The organism is Streptomyces sp. NPDC008092 (assembly GCF_042957285.1).
GTDB lineage: Bacteria > Actinomycetota > Actinomycetes > Streptomycetales > Streptomycetaceae > Streptomyces.
Genome location: NZ_JBIBHY010000015.1, coordinates 117,877 through 134,238, shown reverse-complemented (window position 1 = coordinate 134,238; position 16,362 = coordinate 117,877). Strand labels below are relative to the sequence as shown.

Annotated in this window: 13 protein-coding genes; 10 read left to right on the top strand and 3 right to left on the bottom strand. The window is 69.4% G+C overall.

Going from position 1 to position 16,362, the window contains the following annotated elements; genetic code table 11:
• Positions 1 to 8 precede the first annotated feature (8 nt).
• Complete coding sequence (aceE, locus tag ACFZB3_RS38785; protein ID WP_391385022.1) at positions 9 to 2,756, bottom strand: pyruvate dehydrogenase (acetyl-transferring), homodimeric type; 2,748 nt, start codon at positions 2,754 to 2,756, stop codon at positions 9 to 11.
• Positions 2,757 to 3,205: 449 nt separating this feature from the next.
• Between aceE and ACFZB3_RS38780 the strand changes: the two genes are divergently transcribed.
• The 6 genes from ACFZB3_RS38780 to ACFZB3_RS38755 all read left to right on the top strand — a co-directional run bounded on the left by ACFZB3_RS38780 (position 3,206) and on the right by ACFZB3_RS38755 (position 7,770).
• A complete protein-coding gene (locus ACFZB3_RS38780; RefSeq protein ID WP_207921612.1) occupies positions 3,206 to 3,643 on the top strand; it encodes a DUF3052 domain-containing protein in 438 nt (145 codons plus the stop codon).
• A gap of 118 nt (positions 3,644 to 3,761) precedes the next feature.
• Positions 3,762 to 4,220, top strand: coding sequence for a peroxiredoxin (locus ACFZB3_RS38775; RefSeq protein ID WP_388910645.1), 459 nt, complete (start codon positions 3,762 to 3,764; stop codon positions 4,218 to 4,220).
• Between the two features lie 148 nt (positions 4,221 to 4,368).
• On the top strand, positions 4,369 to 4,944 hold the full coding sequence (locus ACFZB3_RS38770; RefSeq protein WP_391385019.1) for a TerD family protein: 576 nt from the start codon (positions 4,369 to 4,371) through the stop codon (positions 4,942 to 4,944).
• Between the two features lie 117 nt (positions 4,945 to 5,061).
• Positions 5,062 to 5,637 (top strand): TerD family protein, encoded by a 576-nt coding sequence (locus ACFZB3_RS38765; protein ID WP_093503514.1) that lies wholly within the window; start codon positions 5,062 to 5,064, stop codon positions 5,635 to 5,637.
• Positions 5,638 to 5,766: 129 nt separating this feature from the next.
• On the top strand, positions 5,767 to 6,912 hold the full coding sequence (locus ACFZB3_RS38760) for a DUF475 domain-containing protein (protein WP_391385013.1): 1,146 nt from the start codon (positions 5,767 to 5,769) through the stop codon (positions 6,910 to 6,912).
• A 120-nt stretch (positions 6,913 to 7,032) separates the two neighbouring features.
• Positions 7,033 to 7,770, top strand: coding sequence for a Tellurium resistance (locus tag ACFZB3_RS38755; protein ID WP_391385011.1), 738 nt, complete (start codon positions 7,033 to 7,035; stop codon positions 7,768 to 7,770).
• Positions 7,771 to 7,776: 6 nt separating this feature from the next.
• Here ACFZB3_RS38755 and ACFZB3_RS38750 read toward each other — a convergent pair whose 3' ends face one another.
• Complete coding sequence (locus tag ACFZB3_RS38750; protein WP_391385009.1) at positions 7,777 to 8,580, bottom strand: TerD family protein; 804 nt, start codon at positions 8,578 to 8,580, stop codon at positions 7,777 to 7,779.
• A 176-nt stretch (positions 8,581 to 8,756) separates the two neighbouring features.
• On the opposite strand from ACFZB3_RS38750, the gene ACFZB3_RS38745 reads away from it, so the two are divergent.
• The 3 genes from ACFZB3_RS38745 to ACFZB3_RS38735 are packed head-to-tail and all read left to right on the top strand — an operon-like array spanning position 8,757 to position 13,395.
• Positions 8,757 to 9,929, top strand: coding sequence for an HpcH/HpaI aldolase/citrate lyase family protein (locus ACFZB3_RS38745; protein ID WP_391385005.1), 1,173 nt, complete (start codon positions 8,757 to 8,759; stop codon positions 9,927 to 9,929).
• Positions 9,930 to 9,958: 29 nt separating this feature from the next.
• A complete protein-coding gene (locus tag ACFZB3_RS38740; protein WP_391385002.1) occupies positions 9,959 to 12,583 on the top strand; it encodes a phosphoribosyltransferase domain-containing protein in 2,625 nt (874 codons plus the stop codon).
• Positions 12,583 to 13,395, top strand: a complete 813-nt coding sequence (locus tag ACFZB3_RS38735; RefSeq protein ID WP_391384999.1) for an HAD family hydrolase — start codon at positions 12,583 to 12,585, stop codon at positions 13,393 to 13,395. Before ACFZB3_RS38740 ends, ACFZB3_RS38735 begins: the two co-directional genes overlap by 1 nt.
• Here ACFZB3_RS38735 and ACFZB3_RS38730 read toward each other — a convergent pair.
• Entirely contained in the window at positions 13,392 to 13,616 is a 225-nt protein-coding gene (locus ACFZB3_RS38730) for an FmdB family zinc ribbon protein (RefSeq protein WP_391384996.1), read from the bottom strand. The genes ACFZB3_RS38735 and ACFZB3_RS38730 overlap by 4 nt on opposite strands.
• 615 nt (positions 13,617 to 14,231) lie before the next feature.
• Between ACFZB3_RS38730 and ACFZB3_RS38725 the strand changes: the two genes are divergently transcribed.
• On the top strand, positions 14,232 to 16,340 hold the full coding sequence (locus ACFZB3_RS38725; RefSeq protein WP_391385550.1) for a transglycosylase domain-containing protein: 2,109 nt from the start codon (positions 14,232 to 14,234) through the stop codon (positions 16,338 to 16,340).
• The last annotated feature ends 22 nt before the right edge of the window (positions 16,341 to 16,362 follow it).

Below are 16,362 nucleotides of genomic sequence, written 5' to 3'. Positions count from 1 at the left end.
CGCAGCGGCTACGCGTCGCCGCCCGCCGCGCCCGGGTGCGCCGCCGTGACGTCCAGCAGCTGGTACCGGTCGATGGCCTGCTTGAGCACCGAGCGGTCGAGCTTGCCCTCGCGGGCCAGTTCGGTCAGCACCGCGACCACGATCGACTGCGCGTCGATGTGGAAGAAGCGGCGCGCCGCGCCCCGCGTGTCGGCGAAGCCGAACCCGTCGGCGCCCAGCGACTGGTACGTGCCCGGCACCCAGCGTGCGATCTGGTCCGGAACCGAGCGCATCCAGTCGGACACCGCCACGAACGGACCCTCGGCGCCGCTCAGCTTCTGCGTCACCCACGGCACCCGCTGCTCCTCCTCCGGATGCAGCAGGTTGTGCTCCTCGCAAGCCACGGCCTCGCGCCGCAGCTCGTTCCAGGAGGTGGCGGACCAGACGTCGGCCTTCACGTTCCAGTCCTCGGCGAGGATCTTCTGGGCCTCGATCGCCCAGGGGACCGCCACGCCCGACGCCATGACCTGCGCCGGGACCGTGCCCGCCGTGGCCGCGCTGATCCGGTGGACGCCCTTGAGGATGCCCTCGACGTCGACGTCGGCCGGCTCGGCAGGGTGCTGGATCGGCTCGTTGTAGACGGTCAGGTAGTAGAAGACGTCCTCGCCGTGCGGGTGCTCGGCGTCGCCGCCGTACATGCGGCGCAGGCCGTCCTGGACGATGTGCGCGATCTCGTACGAGTACGCCGGGTCGTAGGCGACGCAGGCGGGGTTCGTCGAGGCCAGCAGCTGGGAGTGGCCGTCCGCGTGCTGGAGGCCCTCGCCGGTCAGGGTCGTACGGCCGGCGGTCGCGCCCAGGACGAAACCGCGCGCCAGCTGGTCGGCCATCTGCCAGAACTGGTCGCCGGTGCGCTGGAAACCGAACATCGAGTAGAAGACGTAGACCGGGATGAGCGGCTCGCCGTGCGTGGCGTAGGCCGAGCCCGCCGCGATCAGGGAGGCCGTGCAGCCGGCCTCGGAGATGCCGTCGTGCAGCATCTGGCCGGTCGGTGACTCCTTGTAGGCGAGGAGGAGGTCGCGGTCGACGGCCTCGTACTGCTGGCCGAGCGGGTTGTAGATCTTCGCGCTCGGGAAGAAGGAGTCCATGCCGAAGGTGCGGTACTCGTCCGGCGCGATCAGTACGAAGCGGCGGCCGAGCTCCTTGTCCCGCATGAGGTCCTTGAGGAGGCGCACGAAGGCCATGGTGGTCGCGATGGACTGCTGGCCGGTGCCCTTCTTCACGGTCGCGTACGTCTTGTCGTCCGGCAGGGCGAGCGGCTGGGACCGTACGACGCGGGTCGGGACGTAGCCGCCGAGCCCCTTGCGCCGGTCGTGCATGTACTGGATCTCCTCCGAGTTCCGGCCCGGGTGGTAGTACGGCGGCAGGCCGGATTCCAGCTCCTTGTCGGAGATCGGCAGGTGCAGGCGGTCCCGGAAGCCCTTGAGGTCGGCGACCGTCAGCTTCTTCATCTGGTGCGTGGCGTTGCGGCCCTCGAAGTTCGGGCCCAGCGTCCAGCCCTTGATCGTCTTGGCCAGGATGACCGTCGGCTGGCCCCGGTGCTCGGTGGCCGCCTTGAACGCCGCGTAGATCTTGCGGTGGTCGTGGCCGCCGCGGCCCAGGTGCAGGATCTGGTCGTCGCTCATGTGCTCGACCATGGCGCGCAGCCGCTGGTCGTCGCCGAAGAAGTGGTCGCGGATGTACGCGCCGGACTCGGTGGCGTAGGTCTGGAACTGACCGTCGGGGGTCGTGTTCATCTTGTTGACCAGGACGCCGTCGCGGTCCTGGGCGAGCAGCGGGTCCCAGGTGCGGTCCCAGACCAGCTTGATCACGTTCCAGCCGGCGCCCCGGAAGACCGACTCCAGCTCCTGGATGATCTTGCCGTTGCCGCGCACCGGGCCGTCGAGCCGCTGCAGGTTGCAGTTGACGACGAAGGTCAGGTTGTCCAGGCCCTCGCGGGCGGCGATGGACAGCTGGCCGAGCGACTCCGGCTCGTCCATCTCGCCGTCGCCGAGGAACGCCCAGACGTGCGACTTGGAGGTGTCGGCGATCCCGCGCGCGTGCATGTAGCGGTTCATCCGCGCCTGGTAGATCGCGCCGATCGGGCCGAGGCCCATCGACACCGTCGGGAACTCCCAGAAGTCCGGCATCGAGCGCGGGTGCGGGTAGCTGGAGAGGCCGTCCGGGTACTTCGACTTCTCCTGGCGGAAGCCGTCCAGCTGGGTCTCACTGAGCCGGTCGAGCAGGAACGCGCGCGCGTAGATGCCGGGGGAGGCGTGCCCCTGGAAGAAGACCTGGTCACCGCCGAGGCCGTCGTCCTTGCCCCGGAAGAAGTGGTTGAAGCCGACGTCGTAGAGGGAGGCCGAGGACGCGAAGGTGGCGATGTGGCCGCCGACGCCGATGCCCGGGCGCTGGGCGCGGGAGACCATCACCGCGGCGTTCCAGCGGGTCGCGTTCAGGACCTTGCGCTCGATCTCCTCGTTGCCCGGGAAGAACGGCTCGGCCCGGGTCGGGATCGTGTTGACGTAGTCCGTGCTGCGCATCTCGGGCACCGCGACGCGCCGCTCGCGGGCGCGCTCGATCAGGCGGAGCATCAGATAGCGGGCCCGCTCCCGGCCGCGCTCGTCCACGGCGGCGTCGAGCGAGTCGAGCCACTCCTGGGTTTCCTCGGGGTCGAAGTCAGGAACCTGACTCGGAAGGCCGCCAATGATGATCGGGTTGCGATCGGATCCGGAAGCCACGCTGTTCCTTACCTGTCAGAGGGGCACTGATTCCCTGTTATCGCTGTTTTCCCTGTTTGTACTGTTCGCACTGTTTTCCTGCGCTTGGCCTGCACCGCTGTCCATCGTCCACCCCGGGGCAGCGCACGTCATCTCTACCGTGAGGTAACTCGCGACCGGCCAAAACGCAACGATACGCCCGGGGTGTGACGCGCTTGGCAAACTCGTTCGACCGCCGTATGTGAGGATGATTCCGAAAGCGGCATAGCGGGCAAAAGGGAGTGGTGTGTGTCACGCCCGTCCGCGATACGGTGCCGGGAGTTGCGGCGACACGGCCGGGATCGTCACCGTTTCGGCGGTCCGAACGGCCGGGTACTTGCGCGATCCGTCCCGCCCGTGTGGACTACGGCCAATGCTTCGCGCACGCGCGTGGCTGAGTTCATCACCAAGACATGATCAGGAGGCAACCCGTGAGCGCGACCGCGGACCACGCGGAGGAGCGGACCACCCCTGCCGTCAGGCTGGGGTTCCAGCCAGACCAGGTGGTCCAGGAGATCGGCTACGACGACGACGTCGACCAGGAGCTCCGCGAGTCCATCGAAGAGACCATCGGCAACGAGCTGATGGACGAGGACTACGACGACGTGGCAGACGCCGTGGTGCTCTGGTTCCGTGAGGATGACGGCGACCTGACGGACGCGCTGGTCGACGCCCTCGGCTTCCTCGAAGAAGGTGGCTCGATCCTGCTGCTGACGCCGAAGACCGGCCGCGACGGCTACGTCGAGCCGAGCGACATCGGCGAGGCGGTCACGACCGCCGGCCTTTCGCAGACCAAGAGCGTCAGCGTGGGCAAGGACTGGAACGGAAGCCGGCTGAACACGCCGAAGGCCGCCGCCAAGAAGCGCTGAGCCGCACCGGTGGACGGACCGGGCGCCGGTCCGTCCACCGGTCCTGCCGTGATCGCCGCGCAGGAGCCGCCGCATAGGGTGTCCTCACCCGAACAGACCCTTACGAAGGGATGCAGCGATGGCGATCCAGGTCGGCGACAAGGCGCCCGACTTCGAGCTCAAGGACAACCACGGCCGGGCCGTGAAGCTGTCCGACTTCCGCGGCGAGAAGAACGTGGTGCTGCTCTTCTACCCGTTCGCCTTCACGGGTGTGTGCACCGGTGAGCTGTGCGAGCTGCGCGACAACCTGCCGAAGTTCGAGGACCGCGACACCCAGCTGCTGGCGGTCTCCAACGACTCCATCCACACCCTGCGCGTCTTCGCCGAGCAGGAGGGCTTGGAGTACCCGCTGCTGAGCGACTTCTGGCCGCACGGCGAGACCTCCCGCGCCTACGGCGTCTTCGACGAGGCCAAGGGCTGCGCCGTGCGCGGCACCTTCGTCATCGACAAGGAGGGCGTCGTGCGCTGGACCGTGGTCAACGGCCTGCCGGACGCCCGCGACCTGAACGAGTACGTGACGGCGCTCGACGCGCTGTGACCCCTAGGGGTCCGCATGGCCGACACCCCGTGATTCTTAGGGGTCCAGGGCCTGCGTGCGGCGGGAACCCGTCACTAGGATCGAGTCGTTGATCCGGTATCCGTAGCACGACGGGGCTCCCCGCCCCTGGACACACATGGGAGGACTCGTGGGAGTCAGCCTCAGCAAGGGCGGCAACGTATCGCTGACGAAGGAGGCCCCCGGCCTGACCGCGGTCCTCGTCGGTCTGGGCTGGGACGTCCGGACCACCACCGGCACCGACTTCGACCTGGACGCCAGCGCACTGCTGCTGAACTCGGCGGGCAAGGTCGCCAGCGACCAGAACTTCGTCTTCTTCAACAACCTCAAGAGCCCCGACGGCTCGGTCGAGCACACCGGTGACAACCTCACCGGTGAGGGCGAGGGCGACGACGAGGTGATCAAGGTCAGCCTGGCCACGGTCCCCGCCGACGTCGACAAGATCGTCTTCCCGGTGTCGATCTACGACGCCGACAACCGCCAGCAGTCCTTCGGCCAGGTCCGCAACGCGTTCATCCGCGTCGTCAACCAGGCCGGCGGCGCCGAGATTGCCCGCTACGACCTGTCCGAGGACGCCTCGACCGAGACCGCGATGGTCTTCGGCGAGCTGTACCGCAACGGCGCGGAGTGGAAGTTCCGCGCCATCGGCCAGGGCTACGCCTCCGGCCTGCGCGGCATCGCCCAGGACTTCGGCGTCAACGTCTGAGCCAGGTGAACGCCCCGGGGCGTTCGAAAGTCCGCTCTGTCCGGCGCCGCACCGTTTACGGTCGGCGCCGGACGTGCAGGACAACCGGAGAAACACCGCTAGGGGAGGACCAGCATCATGGGCGTCACGCTCGCCAAGGGGGGCAATGTCTCCCTCTCGAAGGCCGCACCGAACCTCACCAACGTCATGATCGGACTCGGCTGGGACGCCCGCTCCACCACCGGCGCCCCCTTCGACCTGGACGCCAGCGCACTGCTGTGCCAGGGCGGGCGGGTCCTCGGCGACGAGTGGTTCGTGTTCTACAACCAGCTCAAGAGCCCGGAGGGCTCCGTGGAGCACACCGGCGACAACCTCACCGGTGAGGGCGAGGGGGACGACGAATCGATTCTGGTCGACCTGCCCAAGGTGCCGGCCACCTGCGACAAGATCGTGTTCCCGGTCTCGATCCACATGGCCGACGAGCGCGGCCAGACCTTCGGCCAGGTCTCCAACGCCTTCATCCGGGTCGTCAACCAGGCCGACGGCCAGGAGCTCGCCCGCTACGACCTGTCCGAGGACGCCTCCACCGAGACCGCCATGATCTTCGGCGAGCTCTACCGCTACCAGGGCGAGTGGAAGTTCCGGGCCGTCGGCCAGGGCTACGCCTCGGGTCTGCGCGGCATCGCGCTCGACTTCGGTGTGAACGTCTCGTAGCACCCCTCGGTCCGGATGTAGGGCCCGCCCCGCCCGCAGGACACCGGCGCCCTCTACACTTCGTGGTCAACAGTAGGTAAAGCCGAGTACGGCGCGAGCGAGACCCGTACACACAAGATTGGGTAGCCAGTGCTTCTGAAAACCTTCGGCTGGTCGTTCGCGATCACCGCGCTCGGCCTGGTCGCCGCGGTCTTCTACGGGGGGTGGGAGGCCTTCGGCATCGTGGCGATCCTCGCCGTCCTGGAGATCTCCCTGTCGTTCGACAACGCGGTCGTCAACGCCGGAATCCTGAAGAAGATGAACGCCTTCTGGCAGAAGATCTTCCTCACCGTCGGCGTCCTCATCGCGGTCTTCGGCATGCGGCTGGTCTTCCCGGTCGTCATCGTCGCGGTGACCGCCAAGATGGGCCCCATCGAGGCCGTCGACCTCGCGCTCAACAACAAGGACCGCTACCAGGAACTGGTCACCGACGCCCACCCGGCGATCGCCGCCTTCGGCGGTATGTTCCTGCTGATGATCTTCCTCGACTTCATCTTCGAGGACCGCGACATCCAGTGGCTGCGCTGGATCGAGCGCCCGCTCGCCAAGCTCGGCAAGGTCGACATGCTGGCGGTCTGCATCGCCCTGATCGTCCTGCTGATCACCTCCTTCACCTTCGCCACCCACGCCCACCAGCACGGCGGCGGCCACACCGACAAGGCGCAGACGGTCCTGATCGCCGGTATCGCCGGCCTGATCACGTACATGATCGTCGGTGGCCTCTCCGGCTTCTTCGAGGACCGCCTCGAAGCCGAGGAGGAACGCGAGCACGAGGAGGAGGAAGAGGCCGAACGCAGCGGCAAGAAGAAGTCGCCGGTGCTGCTGGCAGGCCAGGCCGCGTTCTTCATGTTCCTCTACCTGGAGGTCCTGGACGCGTCGTTCTCCTTCGACGGCGTGATCGGCGCCTTCGCCATCACCAACGACATCGTGCTCATGGCCCTGGGCCTCGGCATCGGCGCCATGTACGTCCGTTCGCTCACCGTGTACCTGGTCCGCCAGGGCACCCTGGACGACTACGTCTACCTGGAGCACGGCGCCCACTACGCCATCGGCGCGCTGGCCGTGATCCTCATGGTCACCATCCAGTACCAGATCAACGAGGTCATCACCGGTCTCGTCGGCGTCGTCCTGATCGGCTGGTCGTTCTGGTCCTCCGTACGACGCAACCAGCGGCTCGCGGAAGCCGAGGGAAACGCGGGATCGAACGACAAGACTGAGGTCCCGTCCGGGGTCTGACCCGGCACGCCGGGCCGAAAACGGAGGGTGTGACACCCTCCTCGACGAGGAACGCTCTGTTCAGGGCGGCCGACCCGGTCGGCCGCCCTGAGGCGTTGACAGGAGCTACTGGGGGCGGGAATGGGTTTCTTCGACGGGCTGCTGGGCGGGAAGGCGGCCGAGTTCGACTCGGGCAGCGCCGCGTCCAACTCCATCGAGCTCACCAGGCGGCACCAGCAGGTGTCCCTCACCAAGCAGGGCGCGGCCACCGGCAACCTGCGGATCAACCTGAGCTGGCGGATGCGGACGTCCGACTTCGACGGCGAACAGCGCACGAGCCTGCTGCGGCACCCCTTCAAGGCGCTCAGGCCGCCGGAGGTGATCGGGCACGGGCAGAGCATGGTCAACGTCGACCTCGACCTCGGAGCGCTCTACGAGCTGGCCGACGGGACGAAGGGCGTCGTCCAGCCGCTGGGCGGGCTGCTCGGGGACGTGAACGCACCGCCGTACGTCAAGCTCAGCGGCGACGACCGGTTCGGGTCGGCGTCCGGCGAGACGATGTACGTCAACCTCGACCACCGGGAAGACATCAAGCGGCTGCTGGTCTTCGTGTACATCTACGACCAGACGCCGGCGTTCGACCGCACCCACGCGATCGTCACGCTGTACCCGAGCAACGGGCCGCGCATCGAGATAGGCCTCGACGAACGGCATCCGCAGGCCCGGTCGTGTGCGGTGGTGATGATCGAGAACGTGAAGGGCGAGCTGCTCGTCCGGCGCGAGGTGAAGTTCGTGTACGGGTTCCAGGGGGAGCTGGACCGGTTGTACGGGTGGGGGTTGCAGTGGGGGCGGGGCTACAAGACGAAGGCGGAGCGGTAGGGACGGTCACCGCCCGACGAACTGCGGCCCCTGCGGAGGCAGCCTGAAGTCCGAGTTCGGGATCGTCGCCACCGGGATCGGGGCCGGCGGGGGATAGCCGTAGCCCGACTGGGGCTGCTGCTGGGTGTACGCGGGCTGCGGGTAGCCGTAGGCCGACGGCTGGGCCGGTGAGGCCGGCTGCGGGTAGCCGTAGGCCGGCTGGGTGGGGACCGAGGTCGGCTGCTCGGGCGGGAGCGGGAGGGACGCCGAGGGCTCCTCCATCGACTCGGACTCGTCCACCGAGATGCCGAAGTCCGTGGCCAGGCCCTTGAGGCCGTTGCTGTAGCCCTCGCCGAGGGCGCGGAACTTCCAGCCCTCGCCCCTGCGGTACAGCTCTCCGCAGATCAGGGCCGTCTCGGCGCCGGTCTCCGGCTTGATGTCGAAATGAGCCAGGGCCTCGGCGTCGGGCGCGGCGGCGTCGTACAGCAGGATGCGCAGGGCGGGTACGTGTTCGAACGGGACGCCGTCCGCCGATGCGACCAGGAGGATTCGGCCGACGTTGGACTCGACACCGGGGAGATCTGTCTGGATCGTGTCGGTGAGGCCCTCGGCCACCCGCTTCTTGCCGAGCCGCCAGACCTTCCCGGAGGGGTGCCGGGGCTGGTTGTAGAAGACGAAGTCCTCGTCGGAGCGCACACGTCCGTCGGGGCCGAGGAGCAGCGCCGAGGCGTCGACGTCCGGAACCCCCTGCCCGGGCGTCCAGCGCAGCACGGCCCGGACCGTGGTGGCTTCCACGGGGACGTTCGACCCCTTCAGCATCGCGTGCGTCATGCGGTCATCCTGCCCTCTCGGTCCTGGTCACGACAATGCGGGGTGCCTCGCGGCCGACACAGGCGGGTTACCTGAAATTCATGCCCTGCGGGAACCCCCGACATGGCTTTGTACGTACTATTACCGGCCACCCTTTACCAATTTCACAGGCTCGGCCCACGCCACGGGGGAGTTCTATGCGTCATTTCGGGCACATCGCACCTGAGGTGCGGCAGCGCCTCTTCCACCAGGAGCCGTGCGAGTTCACCGCCGACTCCCCGGCCCGGCTGCTCTCCGCGGCCCTGGGCGCCACGCTGTACAGCCCGGCCACCCGGCCGCGGCTGGCCGACGACATCGTCAAACAGGCGGCACTCGGCGTGGTCTCGATGGTGCTGTGCCTGGAGGACTCCATCGGCGACGAGGACGTGGAGGCGGGCGAGGAGAACCTCGTCAGGCAGTTCGCGGACCTGGCCGAGCGGGAGCGGGCAGGCGTGGAGCTGCCGCTGCTCTTCATCCGGGTGCGGGAGCCGGAGCAGATCTCCGACCTGGTGCGGCGGCTGGGCGCGAGCGTGTCGCTGCTGTCCGGATTCGTGTTCCCGAAGTTCACCGAGGAGCGCGGCATCCCCTTCCTGCAGGCCCTGGACGGCGCCACGCTGCGCAGCGGCCGCCGGCTCTTCGGCATGCCGGTCCTGGAGACGCCCGAGCTGATGTACCGGGAGACGCGCGTGGACGCCCTGGAGGGCATCGCCCGCGCCGTCGACAAGTACCGCGACAAGGTGCTGGCGCTGCGCCTCGGGGTCACCGACTTCTGCTCCTCCTACGGGCTGCGCCGGGCCCCCGACATGACCGCCTACGACGTGCAGATCATCGCCTCCGTCATCGCCGACGTGGTGAACATGCTCGGAAGGGCCGACGGCACCGGGTTCACGGTGACCGGACCGGTCTGGGAGTACTTCCGGGTCCCCGAGCGCATGTTCAAGCCGATGCTGCGGACCAGCCCCTTCCTGGAGGAGCAGGCCGTGGAACTGCGCAACCGGCTCATCGAGCACGCCATGGACGGCCTGCTGAGAGAGATCTCCCTAGACCAGGCCAACGGGCTGCTCGGCAAGACCTGCATCCACCCGTCCCACGTCATCCCCGTGCACGCGCTGTCCGTCGTCAGTCACGAGGAGTTCTCCGACGCCCAGGACATCCTGCGGCCGGAACGCGGCGGCGGGGGTGTACTTCGCTCGGCCTACACGAACAAGATGAACGAGGTGAAGCCGCACCGCGCCTGGGCCGAGCGGACCATGCTCCGCGCCGAGGTGTTCGGCGTGGCCAACGAGGACGTCGGCTTCGTGGAGCTGCTCGCCGCCGGGATACCGGGTTGACGGGCGCTACGGGACGACACAGGGAACGTATGAACATCGCAGCGAACAACGGGGTCTGGTCCGGCAGCTGGGTCGCCGAGCGGCTCGGCGTCGAACTCGTGGGGGACGACGGCCTGACGGCCCTCCTCGGCCTCGCCCTGCGCCGCAACCCCAGACGGGCCCACCTCCTGGTCTCCAACGTGCTCGGCAAGCACGTGCCGCAGTCGCCGGCGGTCGTCTACGGGCACGGCTTCGCCCTCGGCCGGCGGGTGCGGGACCTGCTCGGTGAGCGGGAGGCCCGGCAGTCCGTCGTCCTCGGCTACGCAGAGACGGCCACCGGCCTCGGCCACGCGGTGGCGGACGGGGTCGGCCTCGCCCCGTACCTGCACTCCACGCGCCGCCCGGTCGCCGGGGTGACCCCGGCCGGCGGCTTCGAGGAGTCCCACTCCCACGCGACCTCGCATCTGCTGCTCCCCGAGGACCCGGCCCTGCTGGCCGGCGACGGCCCCCTGGTCCTGGTCGACGACGAGTTCTCCACGGGCAACACGGTCCTGAACACGATCAGGGACCTGCACGCCCGTTATCCGCGGAAACGTTACGTCGTGGTGGCGTTGGTCGATATGCGGTCCCCGGCGGACGCGGGTCGTTTGACCGACTTCGCGCGGGAGATCGACGCGCGGGTGGATCTTGTGGCGGCGGCTTCCGGCACTGTGAAGCTGCCGGAGGGCGTACTCGAAAAGGGCCAGGAGCTGGTTGCGCGGTACGAAGAGAGTGCCGCGTCAGGTGTTTCGTCGTCCGCGGCAGCGTCGGGGCCGGTCGCGCAGTTCCCCGCGCCCCTTGAGGGCGTTGCCCTCGAAGCCGACGACCGGTTCACCCACCCAGGGGCGCGGGGCTGTGTCGAATCTGCGGCTACCGCCGCGCGGGCGCGAACGGCCCCCACCGGCCCGCACCCGGACGACGACCGGACCACCTCCCACCGCAGCCACCTCACCCGCGTCGACCTGCACTGGCCCCCCGGCCTCCCCGACGGCGGACGGCACGGCTTCACCCCCGCTCACCGGGTACGCCTCGAATCGGCCCTCCCCCTCATCGCGGCGCGGGTCGCCGAGGCACTCCCCGCCGACGCCCGCCGGGTGCTCACGCTCGGCTTCGAAGAGCTGATGTACACCCCCCTCAGGGTCGCCCGCGAGCTGGAGGCCCTGGTCACCGCCGAGGTGCGGTACTCCACCACCACCCGCTCACCCGTCCTGGCCGTCGACGACCCCGGCTACGCCATCCGCAGCCGCCTCGTCTTCCCGGCCCACGACAACCCCGCCGACGGCCCCGGCGAGCGCTACGCGTACAACGTCGCGGGCGCCGGCTTCGACGCCGTCGTCCTGTTCGTCGACTCGGTGGGCGACACCCCCGAACTGCACGCCCCGGACGGCCTCCTCGACCGGCTCGGCGCGCATGCCCCGCACGTCCTGCTCGCGGTTGTACCGTCGTACGTCCCCCCGCTGACCGAAGAGAGCCCCGCCATGCTGCCCGAGCCCCTCCGCGGCCCCGCCTTCTCCTCGTACCCGCCGGAGGACGTCGGCTGGCTGCTCCAGGACCTCTCGGACGTCACGCTGGAGGCGCCGACCGAGGAGCGCGAGGAGGCGATCCAGAGCGGCGGCGCGCACTACGCCGAGTCGCTGCCCGTGGAGTACCAGCCGAGCGAGCAGTACCAGGCGCTGTTCCACGCCGCGCTGGAGACCTCGGCCGCACGCATCGCGCAGGCGGTCGGGGTGGTCACCGAGACCGTGCTGGCCGAGCGGTCACCGCGGCCGGTGCTGGTGTCGCTGGCGCGGGCCGGCACCCCGGTGGGCGTGCTGATGCGCCGCTGGGCGCAGTTCCGCTACGGCCTCGACCTGCCGCACTACGCGGTGTCGATCGTGCGCGGCCGCGGCATCGACGCCAACGCGCTGCGCTGGCTGGCCGCCCACCACGACCCGCGGGACGTCGTGTTCGTCGACGGGTGGACCGGGAAGGGCGCGATCACCCGGGAACTGGCCGACGCGGTCGCGGAGTTCGAGGCGCGGGCGGGCGTCTCCGGGTTCGACCCGGAGATCGCGGTGCTCGCCGACCCCGGGTCGTGCGTGCGGACGTACGGCACCCGGGAGGACTTCCTGATCCCCTCCGCGTGCCTCAACTCGACCGTCTCCGGGCTGATCTCACGGACCGTGCTGCGCGCGGACCTGGTCGGTCCGGACGACTTCCACGGCGCGAAGTTCTACCGCGAGCTGGCCGGCGCCGACGTGTCGGTGGCCTTCCTCGACGCGGTCGCGGCGCGGTTCGCCGACGTGGCCGACACCGCGGACGCGGCCGTCAAGGAGCTGGCCGTCGCCGACCGCACCCCGACCTGGGAGGGCTGGGCGGCCGTGGAGCGGATCAGCGAGGAGTACGGCATCCACGACGTGAACCTCGTCAAGCCGGGCGTCGGCGAGACCACCCGGGTGCTGCTGCGCCGGGTGCCCTGGAAGATCCTGGCGCGCGCCGGGGCGGGGGCCGACCTCGACCATGTGCGGCTGCTCGCGGAGCAGAGAGGGGTACCGGTGGAGGAGGTCGGCGAACTGCCGTACACCTGTGTCGGGTTGATCCACCCCAAGTACACGCGCGGGGCGACCGGCGCCGACGGCCGGGCGGTGAACGTCTGATGGCGGTGCTCGTCGCGAGCGACCTCGACCGCACGCTCATCTACTCGGCGGGTGCCCTGGCGCTGACGATGCCGGACGCGCGGGCGCCCCGGCTGCTCTGCGTCGAGGTGCACGAGGCCAGGCCGCTGTCGTATCTGACGGAGACGGCCGGGCAGTTGCTGACCGAGCTGGGGGACGCGGCCGTCTTCGTGCCGACGACCACCCGGACCCGTAAGCAGTACGAGCGGATCAACCTGCCGGGGCCCGCGCCGCGGTACGCCATCTGCGCCAACGGCGGGCATCTGCTGGTCGACGGGGTGTCCGACGCGGACTGGCACGGGCAGGTGCTCTCGCGGCTGGCCGACGAGTGCGCGCCGCTGGACGAGGTACGGGCGTATCTGGCGGAGCACGCCGACCCGGTGTGGCTGCGCAAGCAGCGGGTCGCCGAGGACCTGTTCGCCTATCTCGTCGTGGAGCGCGAGCTGCTGCCCGAGGAGTGGGTGAAGAGCCTCGCGGTGTGGGCGGAGAACCGCGGCTGGACGGTGTCGCTGCAGGGGCGGAAGATCTACGCCGTGCCGAAGCCGCTGACGAAGAGCGCGGCCATGCGGGAGGTCGCGCGCCGGACCGGCGCCGAGTTGACGCTGGCCGCCGGTGACTCCCTGCTCGACGCCGACCTGTTGCTGGCCGCGGACCGCGGCTGGCGGCCGGGGCACGGGGAGTTGGCCGACGCCGGGTGGACCGGGCCGGCCATCACCGCGCTGCCGGAGCGGGGAGTGCTCGCGGGCGAGCGAATCCTGCGCGAATTCCTGAAGACGGCCCGCGAGGCGGGTTAGCCGCAGCAGCCGCCGCCGCAACAGCCCCCGCCGGAACCGGCGGGGGCACCGGAGCCGGCGGCGGACGCGGTGGCCGTACCGCCCACCGCCACCGTCGACAGCAGCTTTACCGTGTCCTGATGTCCTTCCGGGCATGCTGCGGGAGCCGATGACTCGGCCATGGGGCGGGACAGTTCGAATGTGTCGCCGCAGGTGCGGCAGCGGTACTCGTAGCGGGGCATGAGGGACAGGCTAGCGGCAGCGATGCGGGAGTGACGGGCATCACTGCACCTCAGAATTTCATGAGTGTTCCTTTCTGTCCGATACTTGTGCGGAGATATTGAAAAGATCGCTGATAATTTGAGCTGGCCGCGAGGAGCCGAAAGACCGGGGGAAGAGGGGGGCTCGTAGCGCCGTGCTCGTCGCGGCCCTGCCACCCGTCGTGTCTACCCGCGCGCGCAAGACCGAGTGCGAGGGGAGACGCAGTCGTGACGGACGCAACGGAGCGGACGGGCGACCCGGAGAAGGGCCATGACCAGGCCGGATCCCGGGATCGAAAGCCGTTCGAGCCGGACGCGACGCTGCATCTGAAGGTCGACGGCCTGCGCGCGGAGCATGCTCTGTGGCAGAAGGGCGACGACGCTCAGCGTGCGCAGGAGGTCGCACGGCAGAAGGCGGAGGCTCTGTGGAACGAGCTGCACGCCCTGCGGGCAGCGGACGCCGACGCCGCGAAGGCGGGCGAGAGCAAGGGGGGCGTCCCGGAGCCCCGTGAGGGAGCCCGGCGGAACAAGCCGGACCTGCCGGTGCACGACGAGACCCTGCTGCTGAAGGTGGACGCCCTGCGGGCGGACGTCACGATGCAGATCCGGGTGCCCGAACAGCGGCAGCCCGAGCCGGAGCCGACGGCCTCCGGCGGCCGTGCCGAGCGGCGCCGCAGCGCCCGCCCGACACCGCGGGAACGCGTACTGGAGGCAGTGGCGGGGTTCCGGGCTCTCGTGGGGCCCCGACTCGCGCCGCTGGCGCCGTACGCGCGGAAGCTGCGCCCGCTGTACCCGCGGCCCGGCCGGACCGGCTGGCGGCGCTGGATGCCGTCCTGGCGGCAGTGGCTGGGGGCCTGGCTGGGGGGCATCGGGCTGACCGGCCTGTTCCTCGTGGTCGCCTACGCGTCGACGGATATACCCTCCAACCTCAACACGTACGCCACACAGCAGGACAACGTGTACTTCTGGTCCGACGGGACGCCGATGGCCCGGACCGGCTGGGTGCAGCGGCAGGACATGCCGCTCAAGGACATACCCGTGGACGTGCGCTGGGCGGTGCTCGCGGCGGAGAACGAGAGCTTCTACACCGACCCCGGCATCTCGATGAAAGGCATAGCCCGGGCCCTCTACCGCACGGTCGGCGAGGGGGACACCGAGGGCGGTTCCACCATCACCCAGCAATACGTGAAAAACGTCTACCTGACGCAGAACCAGACGATAAGCCGCAAGTTCACCGAGGCGATGATCTCCCTCAAGCTCGACAACAAGATGAGCAAGGACCAGATCCTGGAGGGCTACCTCAACACCAGCTGGTTCGGCCGGGGCACCTACGGCATCCAGCGCGCCTCCCAGGCCTACTACGGCAAGGACGTCAGCCAGCTGAACGTCAGCCAGGCCGCCGTGCTCGCCTCGCTCCTCAAGGGCGCCGGGCTCTACGACCCGACGCTCAGCAAGGCCAACCACAAGCGGGCGGTGGAGCGCTGGTCCTGGATCCTCGACCGGATGGTCAAGATCGGCAAGCTGTCGCCGGCCGAGCGCGCCAAGTACACGAAGTTCCCCGAGCCGATCGCGACCAACAAGGTGTACGACACCGGTAGTCAGAGCGACTACCTGGTGGAGCTGGCCCAGCAGTACGCCAAGAAGTCCGCCCACATCTCGGACAAGCAGTTCGACCTGGGCGGATACCAGATCTACACGACCTTCGACCGGAAGAAGGAGACCACCCTCACCAAGGCCGTGACCAAGGCCCGCAAGGACGCCAAGGCGAGCGACCCCAAGAACGCCGCGGCCGCCCACTACGGCGCCGCCTCGGTCTCGACCGACGGGCGGATCGTCGCCGTCTACGGCGGACCCGACCACCGGACCCAGGGCTACAACGAGTCCAACGCCACCACCGTCCCGGCCGGCAGCGCCTTCCTGCCCTTCGTCTACGCGGCCGGGCTGCAGAACGGCGTCCACAAGGAACGCGGCGCCGCCACCACCGACGTCCTGCCCGAAACGCTGTACGACGGCGACGACAAGGTCCCGGTCACCACACCCGACGGACCGTACTGGGACCGCAGCGGCAAGAAGGTCTACGCGAAGAACGACGACGACAAGTCCTACGGGCAGATCAGCCTGGCCGGCGCCCTCGCCCAGTCGGTGAACACGCCGTTCATGCAACTCGGCATGGACACCGGACTCGACAAGGTGCGCGCCACCGCGGTGGCCTCCGGACTGCTCTCCGAGAGCATGGGCCCCCAGGTGCCGGCGCTGTCCATGGGCAGCTCCACACCGAGCGCGATCCGGATGGCGAGCGGATACGCCACGTTCGCGGCCGGCGGCGACCACACCGAGCCGTACTCGGTCTCCAAGATCACCCGCAACGGCCGCCGGGTCGTCATGGACACCTCCCGGCCGACCCGCGCGGTCCGTGACGACGTCGCCGAGGACGTCGAGCAGGCACTCACCGAATCGTTCCGCCTGGCCCACCCGACCACCGCGCTCACCGACGCGGCGGCCGGAAAGGCCGGCAGCACCTACGCCAGCGGCAAGGACACCGCCGCCTGGTACACCGGCACGCTCTCGAACGTGACGACGTCGGTCGTCGTATACCGCATCGACCTGAACAAGTCCCTGGAGCCGCTGCCGCTCAAGGGAATCGCCGGAACCGGCACCGACAACGTTCCGTACACGGTCTGGGCACAGGCCATGGGCCTCGACTGACCCCCGAGGCCACGAAGCTCCC